Source organism: Schlesneria paludicola DSM 18645 (assembly GCF_000255655.1).
In the GTDB taxonomy this organism is placed as follows: Bacteria; Planctomycetota; Planctomycetia; order Planctomycetales; family Planctomycetaceae; genus Schlesneria; species Schlesneria paludicola.
Genome location: NZ_JH636435.1, coordinates 2,360,540 through 2,381,769, shown reverse-complemented (window position 1 = coordinate 2,381,769; position 21,230 = coordinate 2,360,540). Strand labels below are relative to the sequence as shown.

Below are 21,230 nucleotides of genomic sequence, written 5' to 3'. Positions count from 1 at the left end.
GCGCCTTGGCGGGCTGATTCTTAGCAAACCTGTGGGGCAGTGGTTCGATCGGCAGGCATCAGAAGCTCAGAAAGGAACGGGCACGATGGCCCGTTCCTTGTGATCCACGAGTGCCAGCGAACTATTCTGCTGCGGCCGCACTGGCCTTCTTGGCCGACTTCGCGGCGCGAGCGGCTTCCTTTTCAGCGCGATCAACGCGTTCGACCAGCTTGGTAGCCTTACCGATACGGTCACGCAAGAAGAACAACTTCGCGCGTCGGACCTTACCGTGTCGTTTCACTTCGATCTTGGCGATCTTGGGTGAGTTGTATGGGAAGGTACGTTCTACACCTTCACCGGACACGATTCGGCGAACCGTGAATTTCTCACGTGTGCCACCACCGCGACGGGCAATCACGACACCGTTGAAAATCTGGATACGCTCTTTGTCGCCTTCCAGAATTCGCTGGTGCACTTCGACGGTGTCGCCGATTTCAAACGACAGCGGTTCTTTACGCAGATACTGGTCTTCAACCTGCTTAATTAATTGACGAATCATGATCTATCCCAATTCTTCGAAGCGAGTCGTCTCGCTATGTCAAATCTTGTTCGCCCGAAACAGGATCTCGGACGGGTGGGATTGGCCCCACACTGACTGATTTACTTCAGACTGTTTTATTGCATCAAGTCGCCGCGTTTCCGCTGAGTCCGTTCGAGACTTTGTTGATGCCGCCACTTGGCGATTTCGCCGTGATTGCCGCTCAGCAAAATCTCGGGAACTGACATTCCCCGAAACTCGCGTGGTCGCGTGTATTGTGGATATTCGAGCAGCCCGCTTTCACCGAACGAGTCGTACTTGCTGCTCGTCTCGTCTCCCAATACTCCAGGTACCAATCGAATGACTGTATCGATCACCATCATCGCAGGTACTTCACCACCGTTACAGATGAAATCACCTGCCGATACTTCCAGTGGTTTCAGCCCTAGATTGATCCGCTCATCAAATCCTTCGTAACGTCCGCACAGTAACAACAACCGAGGAAATGTTGCCAGTTCCTGTACCAGCGACTGGTCAAGCTTTCGTCCTTGCGGCGTCAGCATCACCAACTGGCCGGGTGTTTCAACCGCCGCTTGAACTGCTTCCACACAGTCGTAAACCGGGGGGCAGGCGATCAGCATGCCTGGTCCACCGCCATACGGTGTGTCGTCGACGGATTTGTGCTTGTCTGTGGCCCAATCCCGGATATTCCACAACTGCACGTCGACCCGCTGATTGTCGATTGCGAGCTTGAGCAGGCTTTGCTGCAGGTAGCTGTGAAACAGTTCTGGGAACAGGGTTAAGACATCGAAACGCATGATGACGCCAACGAAACCAACTCGCAGGGCGACAGCCTGACGATTTCGAACACGGAACGACTTACAACCGTCCGGCCTGACGAATCAGGACCGGCATCTCACTCCAACATTGCCGCTGGCAACCTTGGTTGAGGTCACCATTGGTCACTCGGCTGCTGCATCTTCAGCGGGGGCCGCTTCTCCGTCGGCAGCGGCTGGAGCCGGAGCTTCCTTGACCTTCGGAGCGAGCATTGGTGCAGGTGCGGCGGCCGTCGTGAAGCTGTTGGTCTTCACCTTCTTGACGAGCGTGGCAACGCGGTCCGACATGCTGGCGCCGACGGACACCCAGTACTCGACGCGTTCGAGGTTGACCTTCACGCGTTTCGACTTGTCTGCGACGGACGTGTCATACCAGCCAATCTCTTCGATGGCTTTACCTTCACGATGAACGCGCGAATCCATCACGCAAATTCGGTAGAACGGTCGATGCTTCCGTCCAATTTTCTTCATACGAATTCGAACTGCCACTCAATGCTCCTTTTTCGGATTAGAAGTCGTCGATTATCGGGATCGCTGACCTGGCCGATCGGATCGTTTCTCGCTGCATTTGCATGGATTGAGAAGCGATCGCGTCGAACAGGGTTAGCGGTTCTTTTTCTTCTGCTTCTTGGCGTCTTTGCGCGCCTTTTTTCGCTTTTCGTCCGCCAAATTCTGGTCCAATGGGCCGCGTTTCGAGCGTTCCTTGGCCATTTTGAATCCACCGGCCGGATTGCCCATTCCGCCCTGGGTGAGTTCGCGGACGGCTCGCATTTTGTCCATGACGCCCATGCCCGACATCTTCTGGGCCATGCCAGCCATGTTTTGAAAGTCTTTGAGAAGACGATTCACTTCAGAGGGCTCAGTGCCCGCTCCGCGTGCAATACGATGACGGCGGCTGCGGTCAATCTTATCGGGATGAGTTCGCTCATAGGGCGTCATCGAGCTGATCACCGCTTCGATCCGTCCCATGTCGGCATCGGCGTCGATGTCGGGGTTGGAAGCCAGAAGGCCGCCCAAGCCGGGGATCATCTTCATCAGATCCTTCAGCGATCCCATCTTGCGGATCATCTTCATCTGGTCGCGGAAATCTTCGAGCGTGAACTTTCCGGCCGCCATCTTCGCCTGTTGGCGAGCGACCTCGTCCTCGTCCATCTGCTCGGCGGCTTTCTCGAACAGGGTGACGATGTCTCCCATGCCGAGGATACGACCGGCCATCCGGTCCGGATGGAATGGTTCCAGCTTGTCGAGTTGTTCACCCATCCCGACAAACTTGATTGGAACTCCGGTGACTTCTTTGACGCTGATTGCCGCACCGCCGCGGGTGTCGCCGTCCAGCTTCGTCAGAATGACTCCGTCGAGTTCCAAAGCGTCATTGAAGGCTTTGGCGCTGTTGACGGCGTCCTGGCCAGTCATTGCGTCGCAAACGAGTAAGATCTGATCTGGTTGGACTTTGCGGTCGATCTGCTCCAGCTCGTTCATGAGCTGTGGATCAACGTGCAGACGTCCTGCCGTGTCGAAAATGATGACGTCGACGCCCGCTTGTTTGGCTGCGGCCAAGGCGTTTCCGCAAACTTTTAGCGGAGTTGTGCCAGCAGGAGGCTCACTGTAGACGGGAACGCCAAGCTGTTCACCGATCACTTTGAGTTGCTCGATCGCTGCGGGGCGCTGAAGGTCCGCTGCAACTAGCATTGGCTTCTTGTTTTGTTCCTTCAGCATCTTGGCAAGCTTGCCGCAGGTGGTGGTTTTACCACTTCCCTGCAGCCCGCACATCATGATCTTGCTGAGGCCATCTTTACGAAGATGAAGCGAATGATCCGTCGGCCCCATGAGGTCGACGAGCTGCTGATGAACGATCCCGACAATCTGCTGATCGGGCCGGAGCGACTTGAGAACCGCATCACCGATGGCCTGCTCTGTACATCGTTTGATGAACGTGGTGGCGACGTCGTAGTGGACATCGGCCTCGAGCAGTGCTTTACGGACCTGTGCCAACCCATCCCGAATATTGGCTTCGGTGAGTTTACCGCCGCGCCCCAATAGGGAAAGCGCAGACTTCAGGCCGCCAGTGATACCTTCAAACATTGTCGCAGTCTCGGGTTACGAAGATCCGGAGCGTGTGCAAGCACACGGCGTCGTGCAAACGACGATCCAGGCAATTCAGCCCAGGAGCCGGAACGGGCCCGGTATGATAATCGCAGTTATTGTTCTTCGCAACTTATGCGAGGAATTCACTTAAAAGTCTGATTGCGTGAGGCAAAAAATTGAATTCAATCCGCCGTAGCGGCCGGATCCGGTATTGATTTGTCGGCGTTTTTGGGGTGTCTTCCCGCGAGGATTTGCCAAGGTTCGTCGAGGCGAATCAGGCGTGCCATGATCAGAAAGCCGACCACACCCACCAGCAACGGAAGGCCAAGGCGAACGAACCGACCTGATCCAAAGTTGGTTCCATCGAGAACCGCAAACATCATCAGGCACAGAATGCTCATCACGCCCGTGGCAAATAGAGTTTTGACCCCAGTTCTGCCAATCTCTTGCCAATGCATTGGGCCGATTTTGAGCTGTAGGAGCCTGACGGTTGCCGCGCATTGCACGGCCGCGATAAGCGCCGTTGAAAATGCGAGCCCTTTGCCGCCGAAGGGCCAGATCAGCGTCAGGTCAAGAATCAAATTTCCCAGCATCGCGGCCATTCCGAGATACATCGGGGTCAATCGATCGCCGATGGCATAGAATCCGCGTTGTAGAATGAGTAGGCCACAATAGGCCCAGACGCCTGAACTGTAGGCGGCGATCATCGTTCCCGTTTGATGTGCCGCCTCGGCATCGAATCGGCCGTATTCAAAAAATGCCGTTGAGAGCGGATGAGCGATCAACATGAGTCCTGCACTTGCAGGCAGGCCGATTGCGAGCACCAGGCGAATTCCCAGCGAGAGGTCCGCGCGGAGCTTGTCGGTTTCACCGCGCTGGGCGTGGGAGGTCAAAAGCGGGAAAAGTACCGTCCCCAACGCCACGCCAAACACACCGAGCGGAAATTGATAGAGGCGTTGGCCGAGATATAAGGCGGTGGCGGTGCCTTCGGGTAAGGGGTAAGACGAGATATCGGAAAACCAGTTTGAGGCAGAGTGCGTTTCTGGGCGGGTGAACCCCCACGCGACAAAACTGTCGAGAACCGCGTTCAGTTGGGTGATCGAAAGTCCCAGGATGACTGGCAGCATCGTCATGGCAATTCTGCGAACGCTGCCCAAGGCCTCGCGCCAATCGCGACGATAGCCGAAACCGCTCGCAAATAGGATTGGGAGTGGAAAGAGAAGCTGCAGTCCTCCTCCGATGACGACGCAGGCCGCCGTCGCATAGATCCGACTGATTTCGTCGGACCACAAAGGCACGACTTTCCACATCGCGATCAACCAGACGAGGTTCAGGATGGAAGGAACGAGGGCGGGCCACAGAAAGCGGCCGAGTGCGTTCAGTACGGCTCCGACTTGCGCGGCGAGGCAAATCATCAGAACATATGGAAGCAGGTACGCCGTCAGGTTGCACAAAAGACGCGATTCAGGGCCTAGGTCGAAGCACTGGGTAATGGTCAGCAAGACTCCCTCTGCAACCAAGATCAAGGTGCAGAGGACCCCTGTCAGGCAGAAAAATACGGCCCAGGTGAGCCTTGCGGCCGAATCACGGCCGCGTTCGTGCAGTTCTTCCATAAACACGGGCAGAAATGCCGTTGTAAGAGCCCCTTCTCCGAGAAGCACGCGTGCGAGATTGGGCAGTCGAAAGGCGACCGTAAAGGCGTCCAGAAGGGGGCCAGCGCCAAAGATGGCACCCATCGCCTGGTCGCGAAGCAACCCAAGAATTCGGCTGACGATCGTGCACAGACTGACTAGTCGCACGTTCCGCGAAACATTCCGCAACGATTCGTTCAACGCGATTCCGTTCTGTTCGATTCCGTTCTGTTGATGTACAGCGATTTCCGATGGACGTCGAAACTTAGGCGAATCCACAAATCAATTCTACTGGAGCTTAAAGCCTGAAAAGTCACGATGATGAACTCGTCGCGAATAGGCCAACGAGACAGCGGACGATGCTCATAAATCTGTCGGAGCCGAATGGTTGTGCCACGATTTTGCATCCCAGTTTCCCTTGATCGCGGAATTGCGGACGGATGTCCAGACGCTTCAGTTCCTTCGTGCGGTGCGTCGGCAATCAGTTGCCTCTGCTGGAAACCGCTCCTCTCTTGTCTTACAGTCCTCCGTTCCGCTGTCCTGCTCGATCTGTGTCTGAGGGAATGCCGTGTCACGTAAGCCGCTGTTGATCATCTTTATCACTGTGTTCGTCGACCTGCTGGGGTTTGGGATTGTTCTACCCCTGTTGCCTCGATATGCCGAGCATTTTTTGCCTGCGGTCGAGCGCGTCCAGGACTCGACAGTGAGTGATGCGGGGGCGGCGACGGAGCCAGCCGCCACCGATACGGCCGTGGCGCATGGGGAATTCTCATTCACGGCGCATCGAAATCGACGTGCGGGGCTGATTCTCGGCTGTTTGATGGCATCGTTCTCGGCGATGCAGTTCTTGTTTGCGCCGCTGTGGGGAATGCTTTCCGATCGGATTGGGCGGCGGCCTGTGCTGCTCGTTGGTTTGGCGGGGTCGACGATCTTTTATGCTTTGTTTGCGCTGGTGACGCAGTGGGGGAATTCAGGGCCGATTCTGGGGCTGAGTCCACTCGTCTGGTTATTTGTGACGCGGATTGGTGCGGGGATCTCGGGGGCCACGATTCCGACGGCTCAAGCTTACATTGCCGATTGCACGGACGAATCGTCGCGTGGCAAGGGGATGGCGATTATCGGGGCGGCATTTGGGATTGGATTCACGTTTGGCCCCCTGCTCGGCTCGCTGTTTGTTCCTAATCAACTGAACGCCGCGCCAAGTCCCGCGCCGGGCTATGTTGCTGCGGTGCTATCTGGCCTCGCGTTCATTTTTGGTTTTACCTCGTTGCCCGAATCACGGAAGCTGGGTGTCACTGGCCATGCGTCGACGCATGGTTGGCTGAAAATTGGGGCGATGCCGCGTGTTCTTTCTCACCGTGTGCTCGGCCCCATTATTCTGGCGGTGTTCTTGACCACGTTCGCCTTCGCACAGTTCGAGACGACGCTGGCGATGCTGACCAAGCGATTAGGGGTCGACGATCGCGGCAATTTCTATGTATTCGCATACATCGGGCTGGTCCTAACGCTGGCGCAGGGGATTTTGGTGCGTCGCTTGATCCCACGATTGGGTGAGTACCGCATGGCGCTCGTTGGTGTTGTGTTGATGACCGTTGGGCTCTTGTTGATCAGTCAAACGGCCTATCGCGCACAGACACTTCGGCAGATTGGGGACCAGGTGGCGAGTTTCGATATCAAAGACGCAGTGGCGGTGTTTCGATCTGAACAGGCGAACTCGTCACGCACGGACCAGGAATTTCTAAGCGAGTTGGCTGCGTCCAAGGGCTGGACCTTGCCTACGTTGCCAGCCGGAACGGAATACAGAATCGATGCGAACAAACCTCAATTGATCGTTGCGGAACGTGGTTCGAACTCGTGGTCGCCGCTCTGGACACTGGTGTTTGTCCTGCCGGTGGTCGTAATTGGATTCTCGGCCACGACACCTGCGCTGCAGGCCATGCTTTCGCTGAGCAGCGGGAATGACGAACAGGGGGAGGTCTTAGGTGTGGGGCAAAGCATTTCGTCACTCGCGAGAATTGCGGGGCCCGTCGTCGGGATGACGTTGCAAGACCGCAATCTGGCGTTTCCCTATTGGGCTGCTGCGGGCCTGATGGCCATCGGGATTCTGATGGTGGCTCGTCTGAAGCAGGTCATACCCGCGCGAACGATACCCGCATCCCCTTCACAATCGACGCATTGATTGAAAGGGTGTGCCCAAGCGGGGCTGCATCAGGGGAACTTGAATGGAGGCCGACTGCGAATGCACATCTGACGCTCATTTGGGATTCAATTTTGTGTCCAGATCCGTCAAGGCATTCTTAATGTTCGTTTCAATGTCGCCCGGCTTGGCTTCGATCTTGTCTTTGGCCAGATCTTGCAGTTTCTTCGCGACGTAGTTGAGCTTTGCCTGATGCGGCTTCTTGTCTGTGATATCTTTCAATTCCGCGGCAACCGTCTTACCTGCTTTCTCAAGCACTTCTTTCACAGGAGCGAATTGATCTGGTTTACTGGCGCCGCTTCTTCGGACGTTGTTCAATTGATCGAACGCCCCTTGCAGGATTTTGAGCCGGTTCTGATCCGCGACGGTGCTTTCGGGAATCATCATCATTGCGAAGTAGATCAGCGCGACCACGCCTGCGATTCCACCAATTCCGATCCCGACTGGAATGAGCTTGGCGACCAGGTCATTGCCTCCTGAACTACCCTTCCCTTTCGCCATCGGTGGACGAAATGGAGTTGCCGGTCGTGCTGCGCTCGAACTGGGGGCGCTAAAACTTCCAGATGGCATTTGCGGCGCCGGGGCGGGCTTGGGCGACGAATCTGCCGGAGTTGGCTGGTCGGCAACTGCAGGTTTGGGAGGGGGCGTGACAGCTTTTGCTTCTGTCGATTTCGGTGTGGGATTTGTTGACTTTGATACAGACGGATCGTCCGCCGTTGGTTTTTGTTCTGCAGGGAAAAGGCCCGCGAGTTCACCGGCAGCCATATAGGGATCGCGACCGAAGCGAACTTCGTCGGTTTTTAGTAAGCGACCAGTTGCTGCCCATTCGACAACTTTCGCGAGTTCGATCGGACCATACTCGCGGTTTTCGATGCGACACCACCACCGATCTTCAATTTCTCGCGAACCTGAGTTAGCTGGGTTTTCTATTCCCCCGGCCGGGGCGACTTCGTTGTCGACGGTATTGATCTGTGCATCGCTGGGACCTGTCCTTAGGCCGCCAAGGACAACGTTTTCCCTGCTTTCAAACGGAAGGTGCGCCATTAGCGGGCCGATCGAACCGACGCGCCGCCAGATCCCCGCTTCCCCGAACCGCACTTCGTCATCGCGCGAGATGACCTGACTTTGGGCCATCTCAATAACTTTGGCCATATCAACGGGCCCGAAGACCTCGTTCTGAATCCGGCACCACCATTGATTGCCATCCGGTTTCGGGTTGACGACCGAGAAGCTTGCATCAGAACTTCGCGTCGGCTTTGAAGGTGTTTCCAGTACGGCGGTCGCGGCGGGGCTGCCTTCGAGACCCCCGCGGGCCTCGTGTTTCATTGTGGATGCGGCTCCAATTTCAAATGGCAGATGGGCCATGAGCGTGCCGATTGATCCGACGCGTCGCCATCCTCCCTTGATCCCAAATCGCACTTCGTCGTCGCGCGAAAGCGATTGTGCCTTGATCAGCTCGACAAGTTTCTCATGCGAAACGGGGCCGAAGTCGATGTCAAAGGTCCGGTAGTACCAGCCATCCATTTCAGCGAATCCCAAATCGACCTGATCAAATGAGGGGCGTCGCAGTCACCGAATGCCCCAGTGACCGCTTCCTCGAATGACAATGAACTCCAGTATCGCGTGACACAGCCCCCAATGAGACTAAATGTTGAGCGATGGGCTCCAGAATACGGGATTATTGGGGATTCGCAACGACATTTTGTACGGGATTCGTGTTGCACCGTGGTTGTGAATGTCGGTGCGATGGTCGCCAACCTGTCAGGACAGGTTGGCTTTACCCCGACCCGTGACGTCACCCCTTAGCCGCGACGCCACAGCGTCTGATCGGTACGGTCTTCAAGGGTAATCTTCAGCTCGTTCAGCTTGTTGCGGATCAGATCGGCAACAGGGAAATTCTTGTTCTTCCGGGCGTCAGCTCGGATTTGAATCACCAGTTGCATCAGGCCTTCGACCAGCCCATCGTCGGCCGAGGCCGCTTTCTGCTTCGGCGTGCGGAAGACACCAAGAATTGCTGCGAGCTCTTTCAGGATGGTGAGTCCATAGACGAGCGCCGAGATCTTTCCCTGATCATCCTTGTTGACGTCAAGCTTATTTTCACTAATGAACGAGTTCAGCGTTTTACGCAGTTCAAACAGGACGCCGACGGCGCCGCCTGTATTGAAGTCGTCGTCCATCGCCTCCAGATATCGCTCTCGGAGTTCACTGACTGCGTCACAGAAGTGCTTCGAGTCACCGCTGGGGGGAGCAACACTTTCGCTACGTCGAGTCGTCGTTTTCAGAGCGTAGAATGACTGACCCGTGATTCGTTCACAGGTTTCGAACAGGCGGTAGAAGCTATCCAGAGATTCACCTCTCTGGGCGATTTGCTCGTCGCTGAAATCGATTGGACTGCGATAGTGCGTCGCCAGCAGAAAGAATCGAATTGTTTCCGGGTCATGCTTGGCAAACAATTCTTTGACCGACGCCGCCCCCTTTGATCCCGCCAGTTTGTTGGCTTCCTGAGCTTCTTTCGCGGCGGTCAGATCGACGGATTTGTCTCCCTGCTTGTCGTGTCCGCCGCCGACCTTTCCTGCAGAGCCGCTGGATTGCATCAAACCGTTATGCATCCAGTAGCGGGCGAATGGCTTGCCCGTACAGCTTTCCGATTGGGCCAGTTCGTTCTCATGGTGTGGAAACATGAGATCCAGGCCGCCGCCATGGATATCAATGGAATCCCCCAGGATTTTCTTGGCCATTGCGGAACATTCGATGTGCCAGCCGGGGCGTCCGGGACCCCAGGGGCTGTCCCAGGCGGGTTCACCCGGTTTCGATCCCTTCCATAGTGCGAAATCGGCGGGATGACGTTTGCCAGAATGAGTCTCGGCGCGTGTTCCGGCGAGCAGTTGTTCCAGACTGCGGCCGCTGAGCTTGCCGTAGTCTTCGTCTTTCGTGCAGTTAAAGTAGACATCGCCTTCCAGGGGATATGCGTATCCCTTTTCGATCAGCGTGGCGATGATCTCTTGCATTTCCTTGATATGTTGTGTGGCGTAGGGAAAGTGGTCGATTCCGTCGACGCCCATCGTTGCAAGGTTGTCGAAGTAATCCTGTGTCATCTGCTTAGCGAGTGCTTCAACCGTGATTCCCTTTTCGTTGGCGCGGTTGATCAGCTTGTCGTCGACGTCGGTGATGTTGACCACCCAGGTCACTTTGTAGCCGCTATACGTCAAATAACGTTTGATGGTGTCGAAGATGACCGGGCCGACCATGTGGCCGATATGGGCGGGCTTGTAAACAGTCGGGCCGCACAGGTACATGCTGACTTTGCCGGGTTCGACCGTCTGGAAATCTTCTTTTTGGCGCGACAACGTGTTGTAGACGCGAAGTGGCATGACATGACATCCGTGTAGTGTGACAGTGATTTTGGGATGCTTCGGACGATTTCGCCTGGGCAAGTCGGGTGAAATCTAGGCTTTGTCGGGAATTGCGTAAAGGGGGCGATTGCCGATCCTGTCCCGGGTTGGTCAAACGCAAGCGATCGAGAACGCGTATAGACCTGTAATTGGCACGAAACTCGCCGTATTCGGCGATCAGACCAACCGACCGTTGGCGCAGGACGTTGCTGGATCGCGGCCTCGCCCGGGTGGCGTTATCATTTCTCGTACGTGACGTGTGCTCGCTTAATACGGACGCCCGATGATCATCGTTGACGAATTGACTCGCCATTTCAGCTCGGGCGGCAAGACTCTGGTGGCCGTGGACCGATTGTCGCTTTCGGTGAAATCGGGCGAGGTCTACGGATTGCTGGGACCGAACGGTGCCGGAAAAACGACGACGTTACGAATGATCTTGGGGTTACTTCAGCCAACCAGCGGCGATGCGGTGGTTGATGGATTTCGAGTCTCGCAGTTTCCCGATGAAGTGAAGCGGCGGATCGGGTTGGTGTCAGCGAGTGCCGGTTTGTATCAGTGGCTGACCCCCCGCGAGATGTTGCTGTTTTTCGCGGATCTGTACGGGATTGAACCGGCGGTCGCCCGAGAACGCCTGGCGTCGCTTGCCGAACTTCTCGATCTCAAGCGTTTCATCGATCAGCGCTGTGCGACGCTGAGCACTGGACAGAAGCAGCGGGTGACCCTGGCGCGAGCATTAATGCACGACCCACCGATCATGCTGTTGGATGAACCAACTCGGGGTCTGGATGTCGTGGGGACGCACGTGATCTTCCAATACATCAGTCATCTGCGATCGCAGGGCAAGTCTGTTGTGGTGTCGACACATCGTCTGGATGAGGCGTCGCAGATTTGTGATCGTATGGGGCTGCTCTATCGCGGTACGCTGCGACATGAAGGAACGTTTCCTGAATTGCAGCAGGAGACGGGATGCCAGACCTTGTTCGAGATGTTTCTGCAACTGATGAATCAACCAGCGACCGCGTCGCCAACCGTGACAAAGGGATAAGTGGATGAGCGGCGAGTCTGGTGTGACGCATCGCGTCGGTCCTTGGGCATCCCTGCGCTGGTGGCGGATGACGTTGAAGGAACTGCGTGAGATCCTGCGCGATCGGCGAACAATCTTGACGCTTGTCGGGATGCCGCTGCTGATCTATCCACTGCTGGGCGTCACCTTCCAAAAGCTGCTGGTGACGCAGGCGACCAGCAAGACCAAAACGGAATATCGAGTCGGCGTCGCGACGGTCCATGATGCAAGAATTCTGCGGCAGTTGTTCGAGCAGTCCAAGCCGCTAATCGCACGGCAAATGGGGTTCGAACACACCGAGGATTATGAGCCCAAGGGGACACCGGAAGACCCGATTTGGGAATTCATGGTGTCAGACAATCCCAATGCCGTTGTCGACGTCGATCAATTTGTGGCGGATCGTTCGAACGATCTGGGGGTTCGTCTCAAAGCGGGGCAAGATGATGGTCCTTATGAATTTGACCTCTCATACAGAGCCGGGTCTCCATTCAGTCTCGATGCACGCCGTGCATTTGAAGACCGACTGCGTTTACTGAGCGACAGGATTCTCTCGCGCAAACTGAGTTCGATTGACCCGTCCCTGGCGGTTCCGATTGCGTTTCAGTCTAAAACCGTGGCGTCGACTGATTCCGGTGTGCCGTTTTCGATGGCGACCTTGATCCCATTGATTCTGATCTTGATGACGGTCACAGGGGCCGTCTATCCAGCGATCGACCTGACGGCCGGTGAACGCGAACGAGGGACGCTTGAAGCGTTGATTTCGGCGCCCGTCCCCCGTCACGAACTTCTGTTTGCAAAGTATCTGGCCGTCTTGTCGGTGGCAATGCTGACCGCGATTGCGAATTTGACGTCAATGGTCGTCACCGCCTATGCCAACCGGATGGAAACACTGCTTTTCGGGCCTGGCGGTATCAACTTTCGGATGCTCGTGCTAATGCTGGGGCTGCTGGTGGTGTTTGCGGGTTTCTTTGCGGCAGTGATTTTGATCCTGACGAGTTTCGCACGCAGTTTCAAAGAAGCGCAGGCGTACCTGATTCCAGTCATGTTGGTTTCGCTGGCTCCCGGCGTGCTTTGCCTGCTACCTGGGATCGAGATGACCGGTTGGATGTCAGTCACTCCCTTGGTCAATATCGTGATCTTGGCTCGTGATATTGTTGACGGACGCGCTCAGGCCGTCTGGGTCGTGTCCGCTCTGCTGTCGACAGTCTTGTATTCGGCGGTGGCGCTCGCTATGGCCGCGAAAATCTTCGGCACCGATGCGGTCCTGTATGGCAGTGAGGGAAGCTGGTCGGATTTAGTGAGACGTCCGACGTCACGTCGATTCGCGGCAACGCTTTCTCAAGCGATGATTTGCCTGGCGGTCTTATTCCCCGCTTTCTTGATCTTGAGTGGGCTTCCAGGTCGATTGTCGGGAGATTCGGTAATTGGCCGGCTGGTTGGAAATGCGCTAATTACGATCGTGCTGTTTGCGTTCTTTCCAGTGGTGGTGTCGTACTGGAATTCTGTCGATCTGTTGAAAGGGTTCAACCTTCGCAAGGCAACTGTCGCGAGTTTTCTGGCGGCCTGCCTGTTCGGATTGTCGCTTTGGCCGTTCGCGATCGAATTGGCTCGCTTCCAGTCCACTTCGATTGAGCACAGCGAGGCCTTCAAAGAGCTGTTCGAGCGGGTGAGCGCGAGCTTGAACGCGGTCTCGTTGCCCATGAAATTGCTCGCACTCGCTTTGATTCCCGCGATCTGCGAAGAACTGTTCTTCCGAGGCTACCTGATGACGGCGCTCCGGACGGGGATGTCGACGGCGCTCGCCATCATTCTTTCGAGTTGTCTGTTTGGACTGTTTCACGTGATGGCAACGTTATCGTTCGAGCGGTTTGCGCCGACCTGTTTTCTGGGAATCGTTCTCGGTTGGGTCTGTTACCGGACCGGAAGTGTGATACCTGGCATGCTGTTGCACACGGTTCACAATTCCTTGATTCTGCTGATGCAGAACTATGTCAAAGAATTGTCCGCATGGGGAATTGGAACCGGAACAGAGCAGCATATTCCCGCGACATGGCTCGCGGGGGCCTCTGTCGCGGTGGGCATCGCGGTCACGATCCTGGTCCTTGGGACGCGAAAACCGGTTGCGATTCGCGTGTGAATTGCGGTAGGGAACCGACATCTCCGCCGCGTTGATAAGCATCGATTTTGATGCACTGAGACCGTTATTGTCGCGCGCTGTTTGCCCCTTTACCAGCTCTTCTGGTTCCGGTTTGGTTCTTCACAACCGTCGGAAAAACATGGACGGTGTTGACAGAGTGTCGGCCATGTCGGATCGATCATTTCGCGGTCAAGAACTTCAGTGAGAATGCGTCGTCCGCTTTCACACTATCGGGTTTGATCGAACCAATTTCGATCATCTGCGCGACCAGCGTCTGCCAGCGTTCGCCTGTCATTTCTCCAAGTCGATTTTCGTCGAAGCCATCGGGCAGGCAGACGGTTCGCAATGCCTGCACTCCGAAGGCGAGGATCTCAAGTCCCATGCCCTCATTTTGTTCGTGGATATACTTATTTGTTTCTTCAGGGGCAGACAGATATTTCTTCCAGCCTTTAATCGAGGCTCGCGTCATTTTGGCGACGAGATCGGGCTGTTGATCGATTAATTCACGCCGAGTCAGCAGGACGCTGGTGTAGGCATTGAATCCAAAATCCGACAGCATCAGGCAATGTGGATCACCCCCCTGCTTTTCCGCGAGGAATGGTTCGCTGAAGTTGTAGGCCTGCTGGCCGTAGTTCGGGTCATCCATGAATTGGGCAATTCCGCCTGGAAATGGCACGACTTGAATGTTGTCGAGATTCAATTTCTTCATCAAATACTGAGCGAACGGCTGGCCCTGATTCATCGCTAACGTGAACGGTTTGGCACTGGCCAATTCTTCGATTTTCGTGAGGCCGCTCTTCTTATGGACCATGATGCAGCGAGGGCTGTTCTGAAGGGGGCTCATCACACTGACGACGTCGGCTTGTTGAGCCCGGACCAGTAACAACTTGTCGGCATTGTCGACGCCGAATTCAATCTTGCCGGATGCGACGTCTGGGATCACGGGAACATTCGGTCCACCGGGGCGGATCGTGACCATCAACCCCTCTTCCGCGAAGTCGCCGTGCACCAGAGCGGCGTAGAAGCCACCATGTTCCGCTTCGGGGTACCAGTTCAGGGCCAGCGTCACAGGAACAAGTGCTTTATCTTTCGTCATGGGAGTTTTAGGCGAGTCACTCTCCGGCTGACATCCGATCGCAATCAGAAGCAACAGGCCCAACCAGTGACGGCAGCAGGTCATCGTGAATCCTTCGTCGGAAACGGGATGTAGGGTTCTCATGGTCGTCGAGCGCCCGACTTGTTGTCTTCCCACTGATCATAGCGGGCGTGGCCATCAAAACGAGAGACTACCGTGAAGTTGTTCGATCTCGATTTTGCGATTTTGACAATCAGATTTGCTTACGTGTCGATTCAGGGGCAGTGTGCCAGAAGCCTGTCGAAATCCGGGACGCATACTCATTGGCATGAGTTGCGACATGGAGACTCAGGAGTTGTGCAGAGCAATTTCCCGTTGATCGAACGGGATACTCTTCCAACTAACACTGGAAGAGTGGAATGGTTTCGCACGGAAATTGAAGGATATTGAGAGCCATCGCAGTCGCGTATTCGTCTCCGATGTTCGTATCGCGCCAACGTCCGTCATTAGACTGCCGTTCGAGCAGTTCTACGCGGGTTGCGGGAAACCAGCGGTTCCATGCTGCCGCCCCTTCCTGCCAAGCCGCATGAACTGCATAGAAGCGGCCATAGTAGTAATATTCGGCCTTGTCAGGCGGAGGCGTTGAAGTCGGGGATGCCAGGTAGGCACGTCCGTTTGCAAGGGCGGGATGATTGTGCAAGCCTGCAGCGCACAAGGCGACGACGGCGGCCGCGGAGCGAGGAAACAGTGACTCTGGTGGATCAATCAATCGATATCGAAACCCTCCATCCGCATTTTGACAGCGAAGCAGGAAATCCACACTTCGTTGGATCACATGACGTGGTACGAAGATTCCGGCCTGTCTTGCCGAAATCAGGGCCATCATCTGGCAGGTTGTAATGGAAACATCCGCATCGTCGGGAGAATCCGTATAGCACCAGGCGCCCTTGTCCGTCTGAACCGAGAGGATGAAGGAAGTGGCTCGTTTCAGTGCGTCGCGGACTTCGCGCCGACGGTCCATCCCGCATACCTGTCCCAAGTACATCGTGGCGAAACCATGGCCGTAAAGGGGGGCATGGGTTTTGATCTCTGCTTCGACGATGAACCCACTGGAATGTGCCATAGCGAGCAGATAGTCCGTACATTGCTTGACGTTGGAGCCGAATTTCCCACGTGTTCCGCCGTGAGCAAGAAACGCCATTCCGCTCAGGGCACAGACTCCGACATTACGTGCATAGGAATGGGGGCCACCGAAGCCGCCGTCTTGCATTTGATTCGCAGCCAGCCACTCGAGGCCGCGAATGATGGCCGACGTTGCGTCGGAGGGAACTTCACTGGCAGAAGCGTACGCGGTTGATTTTCCTTCGGCGAATGGTTTTTGCAGCCACGATTTCAGAAACCAGATCACGCTTGGCAATGTGGTCCGGCACATCAGGCGTCGGGTGAACTTCATCGTCTCGCTTTCGGAAACGGCGAACTCTGAGAGATGGTCGGAATGTGGGGCGACGAGTCCGCTACCGGCTCCATCGCCGACGGTCAAACGGTGCCAAACGGGCGACATTAGTTGTGCTGAACTACGTTTTGTGCCGCGTCAAGGAGATGGCGCAATGTATTCAACTGGTCTCGGTTGAGGTTTGCTTTGACAAGAGGTGACAAAAGGGGGGCGAGTGAACCTTTGCAGAATTTGTCTGCGGTGGCCTGTAGTCGGTGGCCGATCCATTCTTCTCGAGTCAGTTTTGGTTCAAATTCGAAGGGCCACGGTTTTCGATCTCGTTTGACATACTTTTTCATTTGAAGCCGCTCCAGCAGCTTTTGGACTGTGCCATAGTGGGCCACCTTGCCCGCGGGGTAAAGGGTGTCCGTGAGACCTCGAACAGTCATCCGGCCGTGTTGCCACAGTAATTTCATGACGGCGAGTTCGGCGTCAGTGATCTCGGGACGCTTGCGTGCCATTCAAGTCTTCCGCTGAAAATGAGTAAGAAGAAGCGGGGCGTCGTTCGGGGACTCGGCCGGCGCCAGGTCCATCGTCTTGGGGTTCCTGATATAGCGAATGCCGGACCGCCATCCATCATTCTCGCGCGTCATTGCATTCAAATGTTCATCGATCACGAATTGCCGGGATCGAAGTGAAATGCGTGACATTTGACCACACAGTCAGCCCAACCGAGTCGGTGAGATCTTCACCTTGTCTGGAGAAAAGTTAGCCACGGACGCTTGGCCAATGACGCGAGCGGTCCATGTCGCTCGGAGTGGCGGAACAATCTGTGCGTTTGAGCACTGAAGTCTGGTTCTAAGAAATCAGCCGCAGTGCCGGAGGGATTCCGATTGGGGCGGGATGAATATCGGGGTGCAGCGCATGTGCCAGCAGTTCGAGCGATTCAATCAATCGCGGCCCCGGTCTGCTGAAATAGGCATTTCCATCGATCACGTAGACCTGATTTGCTTTGACGGCGGGAATGTCATTCCAACCGGAAAATGTCCGGAGAATGTCGACATCAACCAGCGTTCTCGCGACGTTAAAGCCGCAACAGGCAATGACGATGACGTCTGGATTGGCCTGGATCACTTGGAGCCAATCGAGTGTCTGCGACGGGATCCCGGGCCGCCCCAGCTGCTCGTCGCCGCCTGCCAGACGCACGATTTCCGGCGACCAATGGCCACACGAGAAGGGAGGATCGATCCACTCGAGAATAACAACTTTCGGTCGGTGGGAAACGGTTTGGGATCGTGCTGCGACAGCGTCGATTCGAGACCGAAGTTGATCGACAATTTCGGTGGCTCGTTCGGGAATTCCAGCAACCGTGCCGACTTGAATCAGTGTCGAAAGGACCTCGTGGACGCTCATCGGCTCCAGATTCAACACGCGCGGATGCCCCGGAAGATTGCAGGCGGCGGCAGTCACTTCAGCTTCGGCGACAGCACAGACGTCGCACAGGGCCTGCGTGATGATCAGGTCGGGACGAAGTTGCTCGAGTACCGGGAGATTCAATGAGTAGAGCGCCCGATTGTTCTTTAAACGTTCACGGACGAGTTGATCGATCTCAAGGCTGGATGCGTCAGTTGGAATGAGTGTTTGAGTGACCTTCGGCAGGTCTCGTACATGTGGCGGATAGTCGCATTCGTGCGTGACTCCGACCAGGGATTTTTCGAGGCCGAGCTGGCAGATGATTTCGGTTGCGCTGGGGAGGAGTGAAACAATTCGCACGGATCACCTCGATCAGTTTTCGTTTCACGCCTGGCCTGCAAGAGCATTGCCTTCGGTGATATTCAGAGCAGGCATGTTGCAGGTGACCCGTGAATGCGGGCTTCGATTGCGCTGTTGTCGGCACTCTCGCGGGCGGCGTCCAGGAATTCTCGATCGGTTCGTGTGCCGCGCGCCCAGCAGATTGTACCAATGTCGGCGGCTGAGCCAGGCAATTCAACAGGGATATAGCGGCGATCTGTTCCACAGACCATGCCAGGTCGAGTCGACAAACTTTCGACCATGACTTCCAATCGCTGGCCCACAAACTTCCGGTAGTATTGTTCCGCCAATTCCCGTTCCAGCTGCTCTAGCCGCGTGATGCGTTCCTGACGGACTGTTCCGTGGACTTGGTCGGGGTATGTCGCGGCGGGAGTTCCCGTACGGGGGCTGAACGGGAAGATGTGCATCTTCATGAATTCGGCACGTCGACAGGTTTCAAGAGTTTCTTCAAACTCGGCCTCGGTCTCGCCCGGAAATCCGACAATGACATCGGTGGCAAAAGCGGGGATTTCAAGAAGCTCGCGCATGCGCGCCAGCTTGTCGAGAAAACTCTCGACCGAATAGCGGCGCCGCATCCGCTGTAAAACCGAATTCGAGCCGCTTTGCAACGCCGGATGAAACTGAGGGCATAAATGCTGGCAGTCTGCCGCGGCGGCAATAAAGGCGTCATCGACCTCTGCGGCTTCAATACTGGACAGCCGCATTCGCCAGTCGCCGGGAATTCGATCGAGTTGACGTAAGAGGTCCGGAAGTCGAAAGCGTGCTTGTCCCGAGCGGCCTCGGGATGTATCGACGCCGTAATGGCCGACATGGACACCCGTGATAATGATTTCTTTGTATCCATTGTGGATCAGCCGCCGGACTTCGGCTTCGATATCCTCAGCGGATCTGCTGCGCAGGCCGGGGCGAACTTGAGGGATGATGCAATACGTGCAGCGCAGGATGCAGCCGTCCTGCACTTTGACGTAAGCCCGCCGCCGACCCTCAAATCGACTGATGCCTGTGGGCATGTCGACGATGCCTTGGCGAGCCAGAATATCGGGAAGTTCGCGTTTGTCGGTCACGACTTCGAAGACGGACGGCAATCGCTGAATTGCCGCGGGATCGCGCGTTGCATAACAACCCATGACGAGGGTTCGCGTTCCAGGGTTGTGCTTCGCCAGTTGGCGTATGACTTGCCTTGAGCGCGAATCCGCGTTTGAGGTCACTGTGCAGGTGTTAACCACGCACAGATCGGCCGTTTCATCATCCTGGGCTTCACGAAAGCCATTTCGCTCGAGTGCCTCCAGAACGAGTTGTGTCTCATACTGGTTGACTTTGCAGCCGAGCGTCACGAGCCGGCACAGCTTTTCCCGGGCCATCGATTGATCGTGATCTTCCATCTGGCTTTTACCGCCGTCGTGAATCATCACGGCGATGTCCGTCACCGCGGCCGCGATGGTGGCCACGCGATTCGGTTGGCGGTGTGATGACCAGGTAGGAAATGGCCTCTTCCCAAGTGGGGATGCCTTCGTAGCTCACGGGCACGACCGCTTCTTCGGCTTCGTCCTCGACGTATTCCGATTCGTCGTCGTGGTGAAGTTCGACTTCGTCGTCTTCGTCATCATCGCTTGCATGTTCGTCGATCACCTCGGCGTCGTTGTCGGTGACTGCGGCTGATGCTGGCTCCGGACGGCGGCCGCGACGACGGCGACGACGGCGCGGACGTCGTGGTTCGCGTTCTTCTTCCTGGTCGTCATCCGAATTTTCGACTTCGACGGGCTCATCGTCCGAGTCAAAGGCGGCTTCTTCGTCATCCGATTCGGCGGTTTCTTCAAACTCTGCATCTCGTGCTGAGGTCGGTTCGGATGCGGCACGGCCGCGGCCACGGCGTCGACGACGACGACGGCGACGGGGGCGACCCCCTTCCCCATCGTCGGAACCTTCGCTCGTCGATTCTTCGGCTCCAAACGAGCCCTCTTCATTGGTTTCGTCTTCTCCGTCCTCGCCGAACAAGTCTCCTTCAAAATCGTCTTCGTCGTCGGAGAACTTTGCGGGAGCGGGTTTGCGGGCAGGAGCAGGACGCTCTTCACGCTTGCGCGGGGGTGGAGCTTGCTTGGAACGTGGTGTTTCTGCGAATTCTTCCACGCCTGTTCCGAACTCGTCGTCAAGACTTGCCGACGACTCACGTGTTCTGGGGCGTTCTGGCGACCGTTCTGGCCGTCGTTCCTCGTGCTTACGTTCAGCAGCGGGGCGCTCGACGACTGGAGGGCGATCCTGTTCCTGGCGGCGTGGGCGCGGAGGTTGTTCTGCTCGTGCCGGGCGTTCACGACGCGGTTCGTCCTGTGCAGGACGGGCCGGTCGAACTTCTTCGCTCGCGGCGCTTACTTCACGAGATGGCTCGGCATCTCGACGGCGTGGGCGCTCGGTGCGTTCAGGACGTTTTTCTTCCCGTCGGGGTGTTTCTTCTCGGCGTGCGGTCTCTTCTCGTCGAACGGGTTCTTCCCGTCGCGGTGGCTCGCTACGACGGGGAGGTTCTTCACGTCGGCTTCGTTCACCCGAGGACGATTCGCGACGCGACCGACCGCCGCGTGGTTCTTCTGCTCGTTGCGAAGCGGCGGGTTGCTTCGGGGTTTCGTCCCAGTTCCATGATTCCAGGATATCCCAGAATTCGTCGTGGTCTTCGTTTCCTGGAACCGACGTCTTCGACGGTTCGGCTTCTACTGCGACTTCGTCAGTCACAGAGTCCTGTGAGTCGTCATCGTCCTCTTCGAAACCGGCAGCCAATTCGCTTGGGTGCGATTTGGGTTCCGTCGGGGGGACGGATGATTTGACCGGGGCATCATCATCGGGCAGTTCGAAGTCATCGCCGTCATTGAACTGGATGCCGAACAAATCCGAGGCAATTTTGCCCCAAGAATCGTCGTCTGAACTGGAGCCGCGTTGAGATGGATTCGCCATAAGTACTTACTGACCGAACGAGTATTGAATTTCGGGTCACGTCTACCGACGCTCCGACATGAGTTTCTGACAGAACTATGGCGATTCATGATGTCTTCTGCAACAGTCATCCG

General features: G+C 56.2%; 16 protein-coding genes. 3 read left to right on the top strand and 13 right to left on the bottom strand.

Features of this window, described 5'->3' with window-relative positions; genetic code table 11:
* Window positions 1–121 precede the first annotated feature (121 nt).
* The 5 genes from rplS to murJ all read right to left on the bottom strand — a co-directional run bounded on the left by rplS (window position 122) and on the right by murJ (window position 5,237).
* Entirely contained in the window at window positions 122–538 is a 417-nt protein-coding gene (gene rplS / locus OSO_RS0127805; RefSeq protein WP_010586272.1) for a 50S ribosomal protein L19, read from the bottom strand.
* 116 nt (window positions 539–654) lie between these two features.
* On the bottom strand, window positions 655–1,335 hold the full coding sequence (gene trmD / locus OSO_RS0127800; RefSeq protein ID WP_010586271.1) for a tRNA (guanosine(37)-N1)-methyltransferase TrmD: 681 nt from the start codon (window positions 1,333–1,335) through the stop codon (window positions 655–657).
* A gap of 144 nt (window positions 1,336–1,479) precedes the next feature.
* Window positions 1,480–1,842 carry a 30S ribosomal protein S16 gene (rpsP, locus tag OSO_RS0127795; RefSeq protein WP_010586270.1) on the bottom strand — a complete coding sequence of 121 codons (363 nt, stop codon included), beginning with the start codon at window positions 1,840–1,842 and terminating at the stop codon, window positions 1,480–1,482.
* Between the two features lie 114 nt (window positions 1,843–1,956).
* Window positions 1,957–3,435 (bottom strand): signal recognition particle protein, encoded by a 1,479-nt coding sequence (gene ffh, locus OSO_RS0127790; protein WP_010586269.1) that lies wholly within the window; start codon window positions 3,433–3,435, stop codon window positions 1,957–1,959.
* Window positions 3,436–3,620: 185 nt separating this feature from the next.
* Entirely contained in the window at window positions 3,621–5,237 is a 1,617-nt protein-coding gene (gene murJ, locus OSO_RS0127785; RefSeq protein ID WP_157605483.1) for a murein biosynthesis integral membrane protein MurJ, read from the bottom strand.
* Window positions 5,238–5,637: 400 nt separating this feature from the next.
* Between murJ and OSO_RS0127775 the strand changes: the two genes are divergently transcribed.
* Entirely contained in the window at window positions 5,638–7,248 is a 1,611-nt protein-coding gene (locus OSO_RS0127775) for an MFS transporter (RefSeq protein WP_010586267.1), read from the top strand.
* Between the two features lie 75 nt (window positions 7,249–7,323).
* Here the strand turns inward: OSO_RS0127775 and OSO_RS0127770 are convergent, their stop codons facing one another.
* Both OSO_RS0127770 and cysS read right to left on the bottom strand, forming a co-directional pair.
* Window positions 7,324–8,790, bottom strand: coding sequence for a hypothetical protein (locus OSO_RS0127770; protein WP_010586266.1), 1,467 nt, complete (start codon window positions 8,788–8,790; stop codon window positions 7,324–7,326).
* Window positions 8,791–9,068: 278 nt separating this feature from the next.
* Window positions 9,069–10,637: a cysteine--tRNA ligase gene (gene cysS / locus OSO_RS0127765; protein WP_010586265.1), complete on the bottom strand. Its 1,569-nt coding sequence runs from the start codon at window positions 10,635–10,637 to the stop codon at window positions 9,069–9,071.
* Window positions 10,638–10,941: 304 nt separating this feature from the next.
* Here cysS and OSO_RS0127760 point away from each other — a divergent pair, with 304 nt between their 5' ends.
* Window positions 10,942–11,703 (top strand): ABC transporter ATP-binding protein, encoded by a 762-nt coding sequence (locus tag OSO_RS0127760; RefSeq protein WP_010586264.1) that lies wholly within the window; start codon window positions 10,942–10,944, stop codon window positions 11,701–11,703.
* 4 nt (window positions 11,704–11,707) lie between these two features.
* On the top strand, window positions 11,708–13,858 hold the full coding sequence (locus OSO_RS45425; protein ID WP_010586263.1) for an ABC transporter permease subunit/CPBP intramembrane protease: 2,151 nt from the start codon (window positions 11,708–11,710) through the stop codon (window positions 13,856–13,858).
* Between the two features lie 178 nt (window positions 13,859–14,036).
* Here OSO_RS45425 and OSO_RS0127750 read toward each other — a convergent pair whose 3' ends face one another.
* From OSO_RS0127750 to OSO_RS0127715, 6 genes are all read right to left on the bottom strand, one after another.
* Window positions 14,037–15,038 (bottom strand): ABC transporter substrate-binding protein, encoded by a 1,002-nt coding sequence (locus tag OSO_RS0127750; protein ID WP_010586262.1) that lies wholly within the window; start codon window positions 15,036–15,038, stop codon window positions 14,037–14,039.
* Between the two features lie 295 nt (window positions 15,039–15,333).
* The gene (locus OSO_RS0127740) at window positions 15,334–16,494 is read right to left on the bottom strand and encodes a prenyltransferase/squalene oxidase repeat-containing protein (protein ID WP_010586261.1); all 1,161 of its coding nucleotides are present in this window, start codon (window positions 16,492–16,494) and stop codon (window positions 15,334–15,336) included.
* Window positions 16,494–16,886, bottom strand: a complete 393-nt coding sequence (locus OSO_RS0127735) for a BlaI/MecI/CopY family transcriptional regulator (RefSeq protein WP_010586260.1) — start codon at window positions 16,884–16,886, stop codon at window positions 16,494–16,496. The genes OSO_RS0127740 and OSO_RS0127735 overlap by 1 nt, the downstream gene beginning before the upstream one ends.
* Before the next feature lie 337 nt (window positions 16,887–17,223).
* Window positions 17,224–18,138: a BtuF-related (seleno)protein gene (locus OSO_RS0127725; protein ID WP_010586258.1), complete on the bottom strand. Its 915-nt coding sequence runs from the start codon at window positions 18,136–18,138 to the stop codon at window positions 17,224–17,226.
* 62 nt (window positions 18,139–18,200) lie between these two features.
* Window positions 18,201–19,625, bottom strand: coding sequence for a tRNA (N(6)-L-threonylcarbamoyladenosine(37)-C(2))-methylthiotransferase MtaB (gene mtaB / locus OSO_RS45420; protein WP_237729344.1), 1,425 nt, complete (start codon window positions 19,623–19,625; stop codon window positions 18,201–18,203).
* Complete coding sequence (locus tag OSO_RS0127715; RefSeq protein WP_010586256.1) at window positions 19,567–21,117, bottom strand: hypothetical protein; 1,551 nt, start codon at window positions 21,115–21,117, stop codon at window positions 19,567–19,569. The genes mtaB and OSO_RS0127715 overlap by 59 nt, the downstream gene beginning before the upstream one ends.
* Between the last annotated feature and the right edge of the window lie 113 nt (window positions 21,118–21,230).

Excerpts from the sequence above, each read along its gene's own strand:
- rplS (WP_010586272.1), bottom strand. The coding sequence starts at position 538 with ATGATTCGTCAATTAATTAAGCAGGTTGAAGACCAGTATCTGCGTAAA.
- trmD (WP_010586271.1), bottom strand. The coding sequence starts at position 1,335 with ATGCGTTTCGATGTCTTAACCCTGTTCCCAGAACTGTTTCACAGCTAC.
- ffh (WP_010586269.1), bottom strand. The coding sequence starts at position 3,435 with ATGTTTGAAGGTATCACTGGCGGCCTGAAGTCTGCGCTTTCCCTATTG.
- OSO_RS0127770 (WP_010586266.1), bottom strand. The coding sequence starts at position 8,790 with ATGGATGGCTGGTACTACCGGACCTTTGACATCGACTTCGGCCCCGTT.
- cysS (WP_010586265.1), bottom strand. The coding sequence starts at position 10,637 with ATGCCACTTCGCGTCTACAACACGTTGTCGCGCCAAAAAGAAGATTTC.
- OSO_RS0127760 (WP_010586264.1), top strand. The coding sequence starts at position 10,942 with ATGATCATCGTTGACGAATTGACTCGCCATTTCAGCTCGGGCGGCAAG.
- OSO_RS45425 (WP_010586263.1), top strand. The coding sequence starts at position 11,708 with ATGAGCGGCGAGTCTGGTGTGACGCATCGCGTCGGTCCTTGGGCATCC.
- OSO_RS0127750 (WP_010586262.1), bottom strand. The coding sequence starts at position 15,038 with ATGACCTGCTGCCGTCACTGGTTGGGCCTGTTGCTTCTGATTGCGATC.
- OSO_RS0127740 (WP_010586261.1), bottom strand. The coding sequence starts at position 16,494 with ATGTCGCCCGTTTGGCACCGTTTGACCGTCGGCGATGGAGCCGGTAGC.
- OSO_RS0127735 (WP_010586260.1), bottom strand. The coding sequence starts at position 16,886 with ATGGCACGCAAGCGTCCCGAGATCACTGACGCCGAACTCGCCGTCATG.
- OSO_RS0127715 (WP_010586256.1), bottom strand. The coding sequence starts at position 21,117 with ATGGCGAATCCATCTCAACGCGGCTCCAGTTCAGACGACGATTCTTGG.